This is a genomic window from Pseudomonas sp. LB3P14, assembly GCF_054898045.1.
In genome coordinates this window covers 6,362,285-6,378,482 of the sequence record NZ_CM142714.1, presented here as the reverse complement: position 1 = coordinate 6,378,482, position 16,198 = coordinate 6,362,285, and the positions used below count along the sequence as shown (strand labels likewise).

The following is a 16,198-nucleotide window of genomic DNA, read 5'->3' as shown; positions in this document are numbered from 1 at the left end:
AGAGTATCGAATCAATGCCGCACATTTTGATCGTCGAAGACGAAACAATTATCCGCTCCGCCTTGCGCCGCCTGCTGGAACGTAACCAGTACCAGGTCAGCGAAGCCGGTTCAGTGCAGGAAGCACAAGAACGCTTCACCATTCCCACGTTCGACCTGATCGTCAGCGACCTGCGCCTGCCTGGCGCGCCTGGTACCGAGTTGATCAAACTCGGCCAGGGCACTCCGGTGCTGATCATGACCAGCTACGCCAGCCTGCGTTCGGCAGTCGACTCGATGAAGATGGGCGCGGTGGATTACATCGCCAAGCCTTTCGATCACGACGAAATGCTCCAGGCCGTCGCGCGAATCCTGCGTGACCGGCAATCAGTGCAAGCCAGCGGTGAACCGGTCGCCGGCAAAGCCGGCAATGGCGCCGCGAAACCGGGTGCCAATAACAGCAACGGCGAAATCGGCATCATCGGCTCCTGCCCACCTATGCAGGATCTGTACAGCAAGATCCGCAAAGTCGCGCCAACCGACTCCAATGTCCTGATCCAGGGCGAATCCGGCACCGGTAAAGAACTGGTCGCGCGCGCCCTGCACAATCTGTCCAAACGCGCCAAGGCGCCGATGATTTCTGTGAACTGCGCCGCCATTCCGGAAAGCCTGATCGAGTCCGAACTGTTCGGCCACGAAAAAGGCGCATTCACTGGCGCCAGCGCCGGGCGTGCCGGTCTGGTGGAAGCGGCCGATGGCGGCACCTTGTTCCTCGACGAAATCGGCGAACTGCCACTGGAAGCCCAAGCCCGCCTGCTGCGCGTGCTGCAAGAAGGTGAAATTCGTCGTGTGGGTTCGGTGCAGTCCCAGAAAGTCGATGTGCGCCTGATCGCCGCGACTCACCGGGATCTCAAAAGCCTGGCGAAGATCGGACAGTTCCGTGAAGACTTGTATTACCGCCTTCATGTAATCGCCCTGAAACTGCCGGCCCTGCGCGAGCGCGGCGCGGACGTCAACGAAATTGCCACCGCGTTCCTGGCGCGGCAGAGCGCGCGGGTCAACCGCACCGATCTGAAGTTCGCCCCGGATGCCGAACAGGCGATTCGTCATTACTCCTGGCCGGGTAACGTTCGAGAGCTGGAAAACGCAGTAGAACGTGCGGTCATCCTGTGCGAGAGCCCGGAAATTTCCGCCGAGCTGCTGGGTATCGACATCGAACTGAGCGATCTGGAGGACGATGACTTCATCGGCCTGGCGCCCCAACAGGGCAACAACACCAGCAACTCCAGCCACGAGCCGACCGAGGACCTGTCACTGGAAGACTACTTCCAACACTTCGTTCTCGAGCATCAGGACCATATGACCGAAACCGAGTTGGCGCGCAAACTCGGCGTCAGTCGCAAATGCCTGTGGGAACGCCGTCAGCGCCTGGGCATTCCGCGACGCAAGACCGGGGTGGCCAGCGAGAGCTGAACCTCGCCTGTCTGATGCGCAGGTAACACGTGACATTGTGGAAAAACTGTTACCTCAGCTTTTTCACGTAACAGAAGCCGGGGCTTACGGTAACGAAGCCCCGGTTTTTTTTGGCCTCTGAAAACCTCATCAGCCGGCCTAACCCCTTGTTTTACTGGGCCTCGCAAAAGTTGGCACGCCCCCTGCTATATGTTTGGTACAAGAACAATAACAAGCAATGCACAAGACAATAAAAATAAGACGAATCGACTCACGCACAATAAAAACAAGACGGCGAGAGGCGCAGCTAACTGATTCTTTTGGAGAGGCGTTGTATTTGGGGCTTGCCCCACGACCAGGCCGAGAACAACAAAAACTGTCACAAGACAGAGCCTGCACTGGTTGGATCGCAAGATCACTGCAACACAGCGACCAAAGCAATCCGTTTGCTCTTGGCTCCCGATTGGGAGGGTCATGAAGGAAAAACTTCATGGCGAGGGCACTCAACAAAAACAAGAAGCCCGAATCAAAAATAAAAACAGAGCATGCAACTACTTTCTTGGGGAGCTTCGGCTCCCCTTGTAGTTTCTGCGATTCGGCATTCCCACTGCCCCTGCTACAGATCGCGTATACCAGACACGCCCTTCAAGCGGTTTTTCAGCTTCCTACACCATCCCCCGACTAAATGCTAGAATCCCCGCCCATCATGCGGTCATTCTTCGTTTTGGCCGAACATTCCTTCAAACAGTGCATCCCATGCTGAAGAAGCTGTTCCAGTCATTCCGTTCTCCCAAGCGTCATACGCAACACATTCGCAGTACGCCTGAAGTGCTCAACAGCGGCCAACATTCGCTGCAAAAGGCTCAATTCAGTCGCTACGCGGTGAACATCGTCGAACGCCTGCAGAACGCCGGTTACCAGGCTTATCTGGTCGGCGGCTGTGTGCGTGACATGCTGCTGGGCATCACGCCAAAAGATTTCGACGTCGCCACCAGTGCCACGCCTGAACAGGTTCGGGCCGAATTCCGCAACGCGCGGATCATCGGTCGACGCTTCAAGCTGGTGCATATCCACTTTGGGCGCGAAATCATTGAAGTCGCGACCTTCCGCGCCAATCACCCGCAAAACGATGAAGAGGAAGACAGCAACCAGTCCTCGCGCAACGAGAGCGGGCGCATCCTGCGCGATAACGTCTATGGCACGCTGGAAGAAGATGCGCAACGCCGCGACTTCACCATCAACGCCTTGTATTACGATCCGGTCAGCGAGCGCATTCTCGACTACGCCAACGGCGTACACGACATCCGCAATCACCTGATCCGCCTGATCGGCGATCCGAAGCAACGCTACCAGGAAGACCCGGTACGGATGCTGCGAGCCGTGCGCTTCGCCGCCAAGCTGAATTTCGGCATCGAAAAGCACAGCGCCGCGCCAATCCGCGACCTGGCGCCGATGCTGCGCGAGATCCCATCGGCCCGCCTGTTCGAAGAAGTGCTCAAGCTGTTCCTCTCCGGCCATGCCGCGGACACCTTCGAGATGCTGGTCGACCTGCAGTTGTTCGATCCGCTGTTCCCGGCCAGTGCCGAGGCGTTGGAATACAACCCGACGTACACCCACACGCTGATCAGCGAAGCGCTGATCAACACCGATCTGCGGATCAAACAGAACAAACCGGTAACCCCGGCGTTCCTGTTTGCTGCCCTGCTTTGGCCTGCCCTTCCGGCTCGCGTACTGCGCCTGCAAGAACGTGGCATGCCGCCGATTCCGGCCATGCAGGAAGCCGCTCATGAGCTGATCGCCGAACAGTGCCAGCGCATCGCAATTCCGAAACGCTTCACCATGCCGATCCGCGAGATCTGGGACATGCAGGAGCGTCTGCCACGCCGCAGCGGCAAGCGCGCCGACCTGTTGCTGGACAACCCACGGTTCCGTGCCGGTTACGACTTCCTGCTGCTGCGTGAAAGCGCCGGCGAGCAGACCGATGGCCTGGGCGAATGGTGGACGGACTATCAGGACGCCAACGACAGCGAACGTCGCGACATGATCCGCGACCTCAGCGGCAAGGATGACGGCACCGGCGCTCCACGCAAACGTCGCCGCAGCGGTGGCGCCAAGCGCAAACGCACCGCAGGCGCACCGAGCACCACGGGCGAGTAATCCATGGAACGCATCTACATCGGCATGGGCAGCAATCTGGCTGACCCCGCCGAACAATTGCGCAGCGCCGTCGAGGCGCTGGCGCAGTTGCCGCAGACCGAACTAATCGGGGTTTCCGCGTTTTATCAGAGCGACTCGCTGCTGCCCGGCCAACCGCGTTACACCAATGCGGTCGCCGCCCTCGACAGCACTCTTGCGCCGCTGGACCTGCTTGATGCGCTGCAAGCCATCGAGAACGAACAGGGCCGCGAGCGTGTTGAACGCTGGGGACCACGCACACTTGATCTCGACATCGTGCTGTTCGGTAATCGGCTGATCGACGAACCTCGCCTCAAGGTTCCTCACTACCATCTGCAGGAACGCGCTTTCGTTCTGTATCCTCTGGCCGAACTGGCGCCTGCGGATTTGCGTTTGGCAGATGGTCGCAGCCTGAGTGACTTGCTCGCTGCCTGCCCGTTCGTCGGGCTGGAGCGTCTCTCCTGACCTCCGCCATCCCTCTGTAGGAGCGAAGCTTGCTCGCGAACGCGGACTGCCATTCAATATTGATGTCGGCTGTCACACCGCCTTCGCGAGCAAGCTTCGCTCCTACAAAAATCTAACGAACTGCCAGATCCCGCCTGCTGAATCGCATCAGTTACCCCGGTAACACCCCACGCGTAACAACGCGGTAACACACGCAATTGACTTCCCGAGTTCTCCTCACGACTATAGGCGTCCCGCTGCCGCCAACACGGCGTTGAAGGGCGCAATCCAGGCCTTAAAAGCACGACAAAAGACCGTGCGCCTGTATTTAACGAAGAATCACGCGCGTTACTCGCAGTAGTTTCCACAGCGCCTGAATGAGGAACTTTTCATGCCAGCCATCACCCTGACCACTCTGCAAGGTCTCAAGCAAAAAGGTGAAAAAATCACCATGCTGACCTGCTATGACGCGACCTTCGCTCACGCCTGCAATGAGGCGGGTGTCGAAGTGCTGCTGGTGGGCGACTCCCTTGGCATGGTTTTGCAAGGTCACGACAGCACCCTGCCGGTCACCACCGCGGAAATGGCTTACCACGTGGCGGCCGTCAAACGCGGCAACACCGACGCGTTGATCCTCGCCGACCTGCCCTTCATGGCCTACGCCACCACCGAACAAGCCATGACCAACAGCGCCCTGTTGATGCAGGCCGGTGCGCATATGGTCAAAGTTGAAGGTGCACTGTGGCTGGCGGACTCGATCCGTCTGCTGGCCGAACGCGGTATCCCGGTGTGCGCGCACATGGGGTTGACACCGCAATCGGTAAATATCCTCGGCGGTTACAAAGTCCAGGGTCGCAACGAAAACCAGGCACGGCAGATGCGTGCTGATGCGATTGCCCTGGAACAGGCCGGCGCGGCGATGTTGCTGCTCGAATGCGTACCGAGCGAGCTCGCCGAAGAAATCACCCAAGCCGTGAAGATCCCGGTAATCGGCATCGGCGCCGGCAGTGGCACCGACGGCCAGGTATTGGTTCTGCACGACATGCTCGGCCTGTCGATCACTGGCCGTGTGCCGAAGTTCGTGAAGAATTTCATGGCGGGGCAACAAAACATTCAAGCGGCGCTTGGCGCTTACGTCACTGAAGTCAAAGCGGCGACTTTCCCAGGTATCGAACACGGATTCTCTGCATGAACACCGTAAAAACCGTACGCGAATTGCGGGCCGCCGTGGCCCGTGCCCGTAGCGAAGGCAAGCGAATCGGCTTCGTGCCGACCATGGGTAACCTGCACAGCGGTCATGTCGCACTGATTACCAAAGCCACCCAACGGGTGGATTTCGTGGTCGCGAGCATTTTCGTCAACCCGCTGCAGTTCGGCGCCGGCGAAGACCTCGACAAGTACCCGCGCACCCTCGCGGCCGATCAGGAGAAACTGCTCCAAGCCGGTTGCCACTTGCTGTTCGCGCCAACCGTTGAAGAAATGTACCCCGACGGCATGGCCGGCCAGACCCGCGTCAGCGTTCCACAACTCTCCGAAGGCCTCTGCGGCGCCAGCCGTCCCGGGCATTTCGAAGGTGTGGCAACGGTGGTCACCAAGCTATTCAACATGGTCCAGCCGGACCTGGCGATCTTCGGTCAGAAAGACTTCCAGCAACTGGCGGTGATCCGCGCCCTGGTGCATGACCTGAACATGCCGATCCAGATCATCGGAGAACCGACGGTACGTGCAGCCGATGGCCTGGCGCTGTCGTCGCGCAATGGTTTCCTCAGCGAAGAACAGCGGGCCGTTGCGCCGGTTGTGTATCGCGGTTTGAACCAGATTGCCGACGCGATCAAACGCGGCGAGCGGGATTTCCCGGCCTTGATCGGCGCGCAGATCAAGCAGCTTGAGGCGGCCGGTTTGCGTCCTGATTATCTGGAAATTCGTCATGCCCTGACGCTACGTCCGGCCACCCCGGAGGATCGGGACCTGGTGATTCTGGTGGCGGCGTTCCTGGGTATTACGCGGTTGATCGATAACCTGCACCTGAACCTCGACGCGACTGCCTAAACACCGCAAAACAATTGTGGGAGCGAGCCTGCTCGCGAAAGCGGTGGATCACTCGGCATCAATGCTGAATGGCACACCGCATTCGCGAGCAGGCTCGCTCCCACATTGGATCTACGTCTGATCCCAAGCTGTATTGCTGCCCACAATGCCTTTGGGCACAATGCCCGCCGTTCGATTCCGACCTGGGAAACACTCATGCACGCCATCATGCTCAAAGCCAAGCTGCATCGCGCCGAAGTCACCCACGCTGTACTCGATTACGAAGGTTCTTGCGCCATCGACGGCGAATGGCTGGACCTGTCCGGCATCCGTGAATACGAGCAGATCCAGATCTACAACGTCGACAATGGCGAACGCTTTACCACCTACGCGATCCGTGGCGAAGAAGGTTCGCGCATGATCTCGGTCAACGGTGCAGCCGCACACAAGGCCAAGGTTGGCGACCGCGTGATCATCTGCGCCTACGCCCACTACAGCGAAGCCGAGCTGCTCAACTTCAAGCCACGCATGCTCTACATGGCGCCGGGTAATGAACTGAGCCACACCAGCAATGCCATTCCGGTTCAGGTCGCCTGATCCAGTCTTAGCCCATTCCCCTTCCGTTTGTCGGACCGTTCCCAGCTCGATGTATAAAAAAGTACCGGGAACGGGTCAGACAAAGTCAAGACAGATCGCGGCGCGAGGTTTACTGTATTCGCCCTGTGTCATGAAATCGTGTCGACGCAGTTGACCGGACGCCCACCCACAGCGCTCCGGGATTTTTTGTGTTCAAAAGGCCGTTCAAGTAAAAAGGAAACCCGCAGCGATGGCGTATTACCGCACCCCTCACGACGTTACCGCTCTGCCCGCCTGGCAAGCGTTGAATGATCACCGCCAAGCCATGCAAGATTTCAGCATGCGCGAAGCCTTTAATGCCGATCCGCAGCGCTTTACCCAATTCACCCTCAGCAGCTGCGGCCTGTTTCTCGATTATTCGAAAAACCTGATCAACGCCGAGACCCGCGATCTGCTGGTGGGCCTGGCCAACGAAGTCGATCTCCAGGGCGCGATCAAAGCGCTGTTCGAAGGCGAAATCGTCAACTCCTCCGAAGGCCGCCCCGCCTTGCACACGGCACTGCGCCGTCCGGTTGGCGACAAGCTGTCGGTCAATGGCGTCAACGTGATGCCGGAAGTGCACAAGGTCCTGAACCAGATCACTGACCTCGTGGGCCGTATCCACGACGGTCTGTGGCGCGGTTACTCTGAGAAGCCGATCACCGACGTGGTGAACATCGGCATCGGTGGCTCGTTCCTCGGCCCGGAGCTGGTCTCCGAAGCACTGCTGTCCTACGCCCAGAAGGGCGTGCGCTGCCATTACCTGGCAAACATCGACGGCAGTGAGTTCCACGAACTGACCATGAAACTGCGTGCCGAAACCACGCTGTTCATCGTTTCGTCGAAATCCTTCAACACCCTCGAAACCCTGAAGAATGCCCAGGCCGCACGCGCCTGGTACCTGGCTCAGGGTGGTTCGGAAGCCGAGCTGTATCGTCACTTCATCGCCGTCTCCAGCAACAATGCAGCGGCTGTGGCCTTCGGGATCCGCGAAGAAAACATCTTCCCGATGTGGGACTGGGTTGGCGGCCGTTACTCGCTGTGGTCGGCCATCGGTTTGCCGATTGCCCTGGCCATCGGCATGTCGAACTTCAAGGAACTGCTGTCCGGTGCCTACACCATGGACCAGCACTTCCAGAGCACGCCTTTCGAGCAGAACATGCCGGTGCTGCTGGCCTTGCTCGGCATCTGGTATGGCAACTTCTGGGGTGCGCAGAGCCACGCGATCCTGCCGTACGACCATTACCTGCGCAACATCACCAAGCACTTGCAACAGCTGGACATGGAATCCAACGGCAAGAGCGTGCGCCAGGACGGCACTCCGGTGTCCACCGACACAGGTCCTGTGATCTGGGGTGGCGTCGGCTGCAACGGTCAGCACGCGTATCACCAGTTGCTGCATCAGGGCACTCAACTGATCCCGGCCGACTTCATCGTGCCGATCGTCAGCTTCAACCCGGTGGCCGACCACCATCAGTGGCTGTACGCCAACTGCCTGTCGCAAAGCCAGGCGCTGATGCTGGGCAAGACCCTTGCCGAGGCCGAAGCCGAGTTGCGCGACAAAGGCATGAGCGAAGAAGACGTGCAGAAACTCGCGCCACACAAGGTGATCCCGGGCAACCGTCCGAGCAATACGTTGGTGGTCGAACGCATCAGCCCGCGTCGTCTCGGCGCCTTGGTGGCGATGTACGAACACAAAGTCTTCGTGCAAAGCGTGGTCTGGGGCATCAACGCCTTCGACCAGTGGGGCGTGGAGCTGGGTAAAGAGCTGGGCAAAGGCGTCTACAACCGCCTGGTCGGCAGCGAAGAAACCCCGGCTGACGATGCTTCAACCCAAGGCCTGATCAACTACTTCCGCGGTCGTCACCGCGGCTAACGCCATCCCTGTAGGAGCGAAGCTTGCTCGCGAAGAACGATAACTCGGTGTACCTGATACACCGAGCCGCCTTCTTCGCGAGCAAGCTTCGCTCCTACAGGGTTGTGTTTGTTTTCAAGTCTTGAACCCTCTCCCCACTCGGCGCATCTTTAGATCTTGTCGCAAAACAAGAATAAGGAACCGTCATGTTCGATATCAGCACGTTCCCCCAAGCCGATGCCGTCCGCCGGGCTGCACAATTAAGTCAAGACGACTACAAGCGCCTGTACCGCCAATCCATCGACCACCCGAGCACCTTCTGGGCCGAACAGGCCACACGTTTTCTCGACTGGAGTACGCCGTGGGATACCGTCCAGCGCTATAACCTGAAAACCGGTGAGGCGAGCTGGTTCGCCGGCGGAAAGTTAAATGTCAGTTACAACTGCATCGACCGTCACCTGGAAAAACGCGGCGATCAAATCGCGATCATCTGGGAAGGCGACGACCCCGCCGAATCCGCGCAGATCACCTACAAAAAACTCCATCACAACGTCTGTCGCCTGGCCAACGTGCTCAAAAGCCGTGGCGTGAAGAAAGGTGATCGCGTGTGCATCTACATGCCGATGATCCCCGAAGCCGCCTACGCCATGCTCGCCTGCACGCGGATCGGCGCGGTGCATTCGGTGGTGTTCGGTGGTTTCTCTCCGGACTCCGTGCGTGACCGGATTCTCGATGCCGACTGCCGCACTGTGATCACCGCCGATGAAGGCGTGCGCGGCGGTAAATTCGTGCCGCTCAAGCAGAAGGTCGACAAGGCGCTGCAAAGTTGTCCGAACGTCAGCACCGTCATCGTGGTCGAGCGCACCCAGGGCGAAGTGGACTGGGTTGACGGCCGGGACATCTGGTATCACCAGGCGCTGCGCGACGTCAGCGACGATTGCCCGCCTGAGCCGATGGACGCCGAAGACCCGCTGTTTATCCTCTACACCTCCGGCAGCACCGGCAAACCCAAAGGTGTGCTGCACACCACCGGTGGCTACCTGCTGCAAGCGGCGATGACCTTCAAGTACGTGCTCGACTACCGCGACGACGAAGTCTTTTGGTGCACCGCCGATGTCGGCTGGGTCACCGGCCACAGCTACATCGTCTACGGTCCTCTGGCCAACGGCGCGACCACGCTGATCTTCGAAGGCGTGCCGAGCTACCCGACCAGCTCGCGCTTCTGGCAGGTGATCGATAAGCACCAGGTGAACATTTTCTATACCGCCCCGACCGCCCTGCGTTCCCTGATGCGTGAAGGCCCCGAACCGTTGAAGGAAACCTCCCGCGCGAGCCTCAGATTACTCGGCAGCGTCGGTGAACCGATCAACCCGGAAGCGTGGGACTGGTACTTCAATGCCGTCGGCGAACAGCGTTGCCCGATCGTCGATACCTGGTGGCAGACCGAAACCGGCGGCATCATGCTCAGCCCTCTGGTCAGCGCTCAACGGATCAAACCCGGCTGCGCCACGCAACCGATGTTCGGCGTGCAACCGGTGCTGCTCGATGAAACGGGCAAGGAAATCAAAGGCGCCGGCAGCGGCGTGCTGGCGATCAAATCCAGCTGGCCGGCGCAGATCCGCAGCGTCTACGGCGACCCGCAACGAATGGTCGACACCTACTTCAAGCCCTACCCCGGCTACTACTTCACCGGCGACGGCGCCAGGCGCGACGAGGACGGCGACTACTGGATCACCGGACGCATCGACGACGTGATCAACGTCTCCGGGCACCGTATCGGCACCGCCGAAGTGGAAAGCGCCCTGGTGCTGCACGACAGCATTGCCGAAGCCGCTGTGGTCGGTTACCCCCACGATGTCAAAGGCCAGGGCATCTACGCCTTTGTCACCCCCATGAACGGCATCGAGCCCACTGACGAATTGAAGAAAGAACTGCTGGCTCACGTCAGCCAGGAAATCGGCAGCTTCGCCAAACCGGACCTGATCCAGTGGGCGCCGGCCTTGCCGAAAACCCGTTCGGGCAAGATCATGCGGCGCATTCTGCGCAAGATCGCCTGCAACGAACTAGACAGCCTGGGCGATACGTCGACACTGGCCGACCCAAGCGTGGTCCAGGAGTTGGTCGATAAACGCCTGAATCAATAAGCTCATGCTTTAAACTTCCCAGCGCGGCCCGTAACAGCCGCGCCACTTTTTCACCACAGAGTCGCCATGGAATTCATCCGCACCCGTATTGAAACCCAGATCATGAGCCTGACCGGTCTGTCTCTGGGCAAGCTCGATCTGGAAAACCCCAAGGGTGATCCCGGCCTGTTCGGGCCGGATTCTGTGAGCTGGCAAGTTCACGGCGACTTCAGCAGCATGCTGATCGGCGGCATCAGCGCCTTGATGCTGCAAGCCCTGCATCCACTGGCCCTGGCCGGGGTCTGGGACCATTCGAATTTTCGCGAGGACATGATTGGCCGACTGCGCCGCACCGGGCAGTTCATTTCCGGCACCACGTTCGGTTCGCGAAAGGACGCCGACTGGCTGATCGAGAAAGTCCGCACCATCCACCTGCAAGTGACCGGCACTGCACCGGATGGCCGGCCTTATGCCGCCAGCGATCCTGATCTACTGACCTGGGTGCACGTGGCCGAGGTCAGCAACTTTCTCGCTGCGCACCTGCGTTACCGCAATCCAAACCTGTCCCTGGCCGATCAGGACCGTTATTACGCGGAAATCGCGCTGGTCGCCGAACGGCTGGGCGCCCGAAACGTGCCGCGTTCACGGCAGGAAATGGCCGATTACCTTGAACGAATTCGCCCACAACTGCTGTGCGACGAACGCAGTCGCGAAGTGTTGCGACTGTTGCTGAACGCCCCCTCCCCCAGTCGTTTGGCCAGGCCTTTCGGCGGTTTGATGATGCAAGCCGGGATCGACCTGCTGCCGGACTGGGCCAGTGACATGCTGGGTGTCCAACAGAGCCCGCTGCAACGCAAGCTGATCCGCGCCGGCGTCAACCGCAGCACGCCGATGCTGCGTTGGGCGGTGCGTAACGGCTCAGTGCACCGGGCCAAACGCCGGATGGGACTGCTGTAGGTTTGATCGTTCCCACGCTCTGCGTGGGAATGCAGCCCGGGACGCTCTGCGTCCCAAGAACGAACGCAGAGCGTCCGGTGAGGCATTCCCACGCAGAGCGTGGGAACGATCAGTCGTTCTCTGCTCAAGCTGTTAAACTCCCGCGCCAAATTCCCTCCTGCAAGGCGCCCAGCATGTCTTCCTTGAATCAGGCGCTGCGCGCCGCCCTCGATCGTCGCCAGGACCTGCTGGCCGAACTGCATCAGCAAGGCACCGATTGCTATCGCCTGTTCCATGGCAGCCAGGAAGGCGCCGGCGGCCTGACGATCGACCGCTACGGCCCGCAATTGCTGGTGCAAAGCTTTCACCAGTCGCTGGAACGTGATGCGTTGCTGCATTTGCACGAAACCATCAATCAGCACCTGGGCCTCGAAACGCTGCTGGTCTACAACGATCGCTCCCGTGGCAACTCGCGCATCGACCGCGAAGACACCGTCTACCGCGCAGACGAGGCCGCCCTGCAAGACCTGATCGGCCACGAATGGGGGCTCAATTACCGGGTTCGCGGTCGCCATGCCGGCCAGGATCCGCTGCTGTTCCTCGACCTGCGCAACACGCGCGGCTGGGTCAAGCAGCACAGCAAAAACAAAAGTGTGCTGAACCTGTTTGCCTACACGTGCGGCGTCGGCCTGAGTGCTGCGGCCGGTGGCGCGAGCGAAGTCTGCAACCTCGATTTCGCTGAGGGCAACCTGGCCGTCGGCCGCGAGAACGGCCTGCTCAATCCCCAGTTGCCGACCATGGACTTCATCCAGTCCGACTACTTCCCGGCCATCCGCCAATTGGCCGGCCTGCCGATCAGCCAGCGCCGCGGGCAGAAACTGCCAAGCTATCAACGTCTGGAACAGCGTCAGTACGACCTGGTGCTGCTGGATCCGCCAGCCTGGGCCAAGAGTGCTTTCGGCACCGTCGACTTGCTGCGCGACTATCAGAGCCTGCTGAAGCCGGCGCTGCTGACCACCGCCGACAATGGCGTGTTGATCTGCTGCAATAACCTGGCAAAAGTCAGCATGGACGACTGGCGCGAGCAAGTTTTGCGCTGTGCCGAGAAAGCCGGGCGTCCGGTGCGTGAATGGAGCGTAATGAAACCGGGCGGTGATTTTCCGTCAATGGACCAACAACCGCCGCTGAAAACGCTGATTCTGCAGCTCTGAGATTCGTCCGCAAAATCAGATAAATCCTATAAAGCATGATCCCTTCGGAACCGGAAACGCGTGCCATACTCCAACGCACTCCGATTCAGACAGATGAAGCCGCACATGCCCAAAGGATTGATTCGCGCTATTGGCGCTCTGTTGACTGCTCTAGCCCTCTACAGCCTGCTGGGGTTTCTGATTTTGCCGGGCATCGCGTTGCGGGTGGCCAACCAACAATTGGCCAGTTACGCGACGACGCCCGCTACGATTTCGCGGATCGAACTCAACCCGTTCAGCCTTGAAGTGACCCTGTGGGGCTTGATCATCGGCGATCCGGGCAAGGAGCAGGTCGGCTTCGAGCGGCTGTATGCCAATCTACAGATCGACAGCCTCTGGACCAAGGCGCTGCACCTGTCCGATATCGAAATAGACAAACCCAAGACCGAAATCCTCTTCGGCAAGGACGGCAAACTCAATCTGCTCGGCCTGTTCAAATTACCCGCCAGCGAGCCGACCCCGGCCGACCCGAACGCTAAACCGTTCCCGCTACGCGTGGAGCGCATCAAACTGGCCGATGGCTATGTGCACTTCCAGGATGCGCGCCCTAGCGAGCCCATCGAATTCCTCTACGACAAGCTCGATTTCGAACTGAAGAACCTCAGCACCCTGCCAGAAGATAACGCCGCCATGACCCTGGTGGCTGTCGGTCCAGCTGGCGGACAAATCGACTGGAGCGGTAATTTCAGCCTGATCCCGATTGCCTCCGAAGGTAAGTTGAAAGTCACCGATGCCAACATGAAAGTCTGGTGGCCTTACGTGCGCGACTCGGTTCCGCTGGATCTGGAAAACGGCACCCTGAACCTGAACACCGATTACAAGCTGAACCTGTCCAAAGAAACCGAACTGCTGCTGAGCAATGTCGCCGTCAGCATCGCCCCCTTCAACATCAAGGCTCCGGACGGTCGACCGCTGGCGAAGCTTGCACGGCTGGACATCAGTGAAACGACCGTAGACCTGGCCAAGCAGCAAGTGGTCGTCGGCAAGATCCGCAGCCAAAAACTGGAGACCTGGGCCGCCCTCGAAGCCGACGGGCAACTCGATTGGCAGAAACTGTTCGCCAGCCAACCCTCCAAACCGGCCGCCAAAGCCAACGCCGAACCGGCCAGCACCCCGGCAGCCGCCGACTCACCAAAGCCTGAGCCGGCGCCGCCAAGCAAACCTTGGCAGGTGCTGCTCAAAGACGTGCAAGTGCGTGATTACCAGGTGCATCTGGCCGACCGCAAGGCGCAACCCGCCGTGGCGCTGGACGTCGGCCCGCTGAACCTGGACCTGCAGAATTTCGACAGCCTCAATGGCTCGCCTTTTAACCTCAAGCTCGATACGGGCCTGGGCAAGCAAGGCAAAATCACGGCAGACGGCGTAGTCAATCTCGCCCCGGTCAGCGCCAAGTTAAACGTGCAGACCAAGGACATCGACCTGCGCGTTGCCCAGTCCTACATCAACCCGTTCATTCGCCTGGAACTGCGCAGCGGCATGCTCGGCAGTGATCTGGCGGTCGATCTGAAAAGCACCGAGCCACTGGCGTTCAGCGTCACAGGCCGCGCTCAGGTCGATCAACTGCATACCCTCGACACCCTCAAAACCCGCGACTTCCTCAAGTGGCAGCAGTTGGTGCTCGAAGGCTTGAATTATCAACACGGCGACAGCCTGTCGATCGACAAGGTCAACCTGTTCCAGCCTTATGTGCGCTTCATGATCAATGATGACCGCACCACTAACGTCGATGACTTGCTGATCCCGCAACCGCCCGACTCCGGTGCCAAGACCGCGGCGGCTAAACCTGCCAGCAAGGAAAAGCCGCTGGGCATCCACATTGGCGGCATTGCCATCAATGACGGCTCGGCCAACTTCGCCGACTTCAGCCTGACCCCGAACTTCGCCACCGCCGTCCAGCAGCTCAACGGGCAAATTGGCACTATCGACAGCCGTCAGGCGAAACCGGCCAGTGTCGATATCAAGGGCAAGGTCGACCGCTATGCGCCGGTGACCATCAAGGGCTCGGTCAATCCGTTCGACCCGATGGCCAGCCTCGACATCGCCACCAGTTTCAAACGTGTTGAACTGACCACGCTGACGCCCTACTCCGGCAAGTTCGCCGGCTATCGCATCCGCAAGGGCCGACTCAATCTCGACCTGCATTACCTGATCACCAAGGGCCAGCTCAAGGCCGAAAACAAAGTGGTGGTCGAGCAGCTGCAACTGGGTGAGAAAGTCGACAGTCCAGACGCCGTGAGCCTGCCGCTGAAACTGGCGATCGCGTTGCTCAAGGACGTCGACGGCAAAATCTCCATTGAGCTGCCGGTGACCGGCGACCTGAACAACCCGCAGTTCAGCGTCATGCCCATCATCTGGCAGACCCTGCGCAATCTGATCGTCAAAGCCGCCGCGGCGCCGTTCAAAATGATTGGCGGGCTGGTCAGTGGCGGTGGTTCGGAAGATTTGGGCACTGTCTCGTTTGCGCCAGGTTCAAGCGACCTGAGCAAGGATGCCGAGGGTTCGCTGGTCAAACTGTCCCAGGCCCTCAAGGGACGTCCAGCCTTGCGCCTGGAAATCGAAGGCACTGCTGCCGCAAGCAGCGACGGCCCGTTGATTGCTGAGCAGCGGCTTGAGCGCGAATACCAATACAACTACTACAAAATGCTCCAGCGCCGCGGTGACAAGGTGCCGGCCCAGGCTTCGTTGGTGCAAGTGCCGGACAGCGAGAAAAGTCCGCTGCTGGAAGGGATCTACCGCACGCGCCTGAAGGCGCAGCCGCCCGCCGAATGGAAAGACCTGGGCAAGGAAGAACGCACGGCGAAGATGCGCGCAGACGTGATCAAATTCTGGAGTTCCAGCGACGTTCTCTTACGCCAGCTGGGCCAGGAACGCGCCAGCAGCATCAAGGACTATCTGGTCGACAAGGGTCAGTTGGCCGATGACCGCGTGTACTTCATCGACGCTAACCTCGGCGAAGCGCAAAGTGACGGCCGGGTGGTTACGCCGATGCATCTGGATGCCGAATGATGGGCGCGAAATGGTTGATGAGCCTGGCACTGGCGATGGCCGCCAGTCAGGTCTCGGCAGCCGATACCCTGCGCTGCGGCAGTCAATTGGTCAGTGTCGGGGACAGGTCCAGTGAAGTGCTGCAGAAATGCGGTGAACCAGTCAGCCGCGATCTGTTGGGCTACAAGCGCAGCGCTAACCGGCGGGAAGAATTTCAGGTCGAGGAATGGACCTACGGGCCCAACGGCGGAATGTATCAGTACCTGCGTTTTGAAGGTAATCGTTTGAGGCAGATCACCAGCAAGCGCGGCAACTGAAGATCTTTTGCGTTTGCCAAATAGAACAGGCCCCGACACG

The 16,198-nt window shown here is 59.6% G+C and carries 12 protein-coding genes; all 12 read left to right on the top strand.

Going from position 1 to position 16,198, the window contains the following annotated elements; all coding sequences use genetic code 11:
• Nucleotides 1-14 precede the first annotated feature (14 nt).
• The 12 genes from ACYZT5_RS29235 to ACYZT5_RS29180 all read left to right on the top strand — a co-directional run bounded on the left by ACYZT5_RS29235 (nucleotide 15) and on the right by ACYZT5_RS29180 (nucleotide 16,158).
• Nucleotides 15-1,451 carry a sigma-54-dependent transcriptional regulator gene (locus ACYZT5_RS29235; RefSeq protein WP_462048457.1) on the top strand — a complete coding sequence of 479 codons (1,437 nt, stop codon included), beginning with the start codon at nucleotides 15-17 and terminating at the stop codon, nucleotides 1,449-1,451.
• 735 nt (nucleotides 1,452-2,186) lie between these two features.
• On the top strand, nucleotides 2,187-3,587 hold the full coding sequence (locus ACYZT5_RS29230; RefSeq protein WP_462048456.1) for a polynucleotide adenylyltransferase PcnB: 1,401 nt from the start codon (nucleotides 2,187-2,189) through the stop codon (nucleotides 3,585-3,587).
• Between the two features lie 3 nt (nucleotides 3,588-3,590).
• Nucleotides 3,591-4,070, top strand: a complete 480-nt coding sequence (gene folK / locus ACYZT5_RS29225; RefSeq protein ID WP_462048455.1) for a 2-amino-4-hydroxy-6-hydroxymethyldihydropteridine diphosphokinase — start codon at nucleotides 3,591-3,593, stop codon at nucleotides 4,068-4,070.
• 370 nt (nucleotides 4,071-4,440) lie between these two features.
• A complete protein-coding gene (gene panB / locus ACYZT5_RS29220; RefSeq protein ID WP_462048454.1) occupies nucleotides 4,441-5,241 on the top strand; it encodes a 3-methyl-2-oxobutanoate hydroxymethyltransferase in 801 nt (266 codons plus the stop codon).
• Entirely contained in the window at nucleotides 5,238-6,098 is an 861-nt protein-coding gene (panC, locus tag ACYZT5_RS29215) for a pantoate--beta-alanine ligase (RefSeq protein WP_462048453.1), read from the top strand. Before panB ends, panC begins: the two co-directional genes overlap by 4 nt.
• Nucleotides 6,099-6,293: 195 nt before the next feature.
• On the top strand, nucleotides 6,294-6,674 hold the full coding sequence (panD, locus tag ACYZT5_RS29210; RefSeq protein ID WP_003228271.1) for an aspartate 1-decarboxylase: 381 nt from the start codon (nucleotides 6,294-6,296) through the stop codon (nucleotides 6,672-6,674).
• A 229-nt stretch (nucleotides 6,675-6,903) separates the two neighbouring features.
• Entirely contained in the window at nucleotides 6,904-8,568 is a 1,665-nt protein-coding gene (gene pgi / locus ACYZT5_RS29205) for a glucose-6-phosphate isomerase (RefSeq protein WP_462048452.1), read from the top strand.
• A 185-nt stretch (nucleotides 8,569-8,753) separates the two neighbouring features.
• Nucleotides 8,754-10,691, top strand: a complete 1,938-nt coding sequence (gene acs / locus ACYZT5_RS29200; protein ID WP_462048451.1) for an acetate--CoA ligase — start codon at nucleotides 8,754-8,756, stop codon at nucleotides 10,689-10,691.
• 66 nt (nucleotides 10,692-10,757) lie between these two features.
• Nucleotides 10,758-11,627 carry an oxygenase MpaB family protein gene (locus ACYZT5_RS29195; RefSeq protein ID WP_462048450.1) on the top strand — a complete coding sequence of 290 codons (870 nt, stop codon included), beginning with the start codon at nucleotides 10,758-10,760 and terminating at the stop codon, nucleotides 11,625-11,627.
• Between the two features lie 173 nt (nucleotides 11,628-11,800).
• Nucleotides 11,801-12,817: a class I SAM-dependent rRNA methyltransferase gene (locus tag ACYZT5_RS29190; RefSeq protein WP_462048449.1), complete on the top strand. Its 1,017-nt coding sequence runs from the start codon at nucleotides 11,801-11,803 to the stop codon at nucleotides 12,815-12,817.
• Between the two features lie 93 nt (nucleotides 12,818-12,910).
• Nucleotides 12,911-15,862: a DUF748 domain-containing protein gene (locus ACYZT5_RS29185; protein WP_462048448.1), complete on the top strand. Its 2,952-nt coding sequence runs from the start codon at nucleotides 12,911-12,913 to the stop codon at nucleotides 15,860-15,862.
• On the top strand, nucleotides 15,862-16,158 hold the full coding sequence (locus ACYZT5_RS29180) for a DUF2845 domain-containing protein (RefSeq protein WP_462052327.1): 297 nt from the start codon (nucleotides 15,862-15,864) through the stop codon (nucleotides 16,156-16,158). Before ACYZT5_RS29185 ends, ACYZT5_RS29180 begins: the two co-directional genes overlap by 1 nt.
• Nucleotides 16,159-16,198 lie beyond the last annotated feature (40 nt).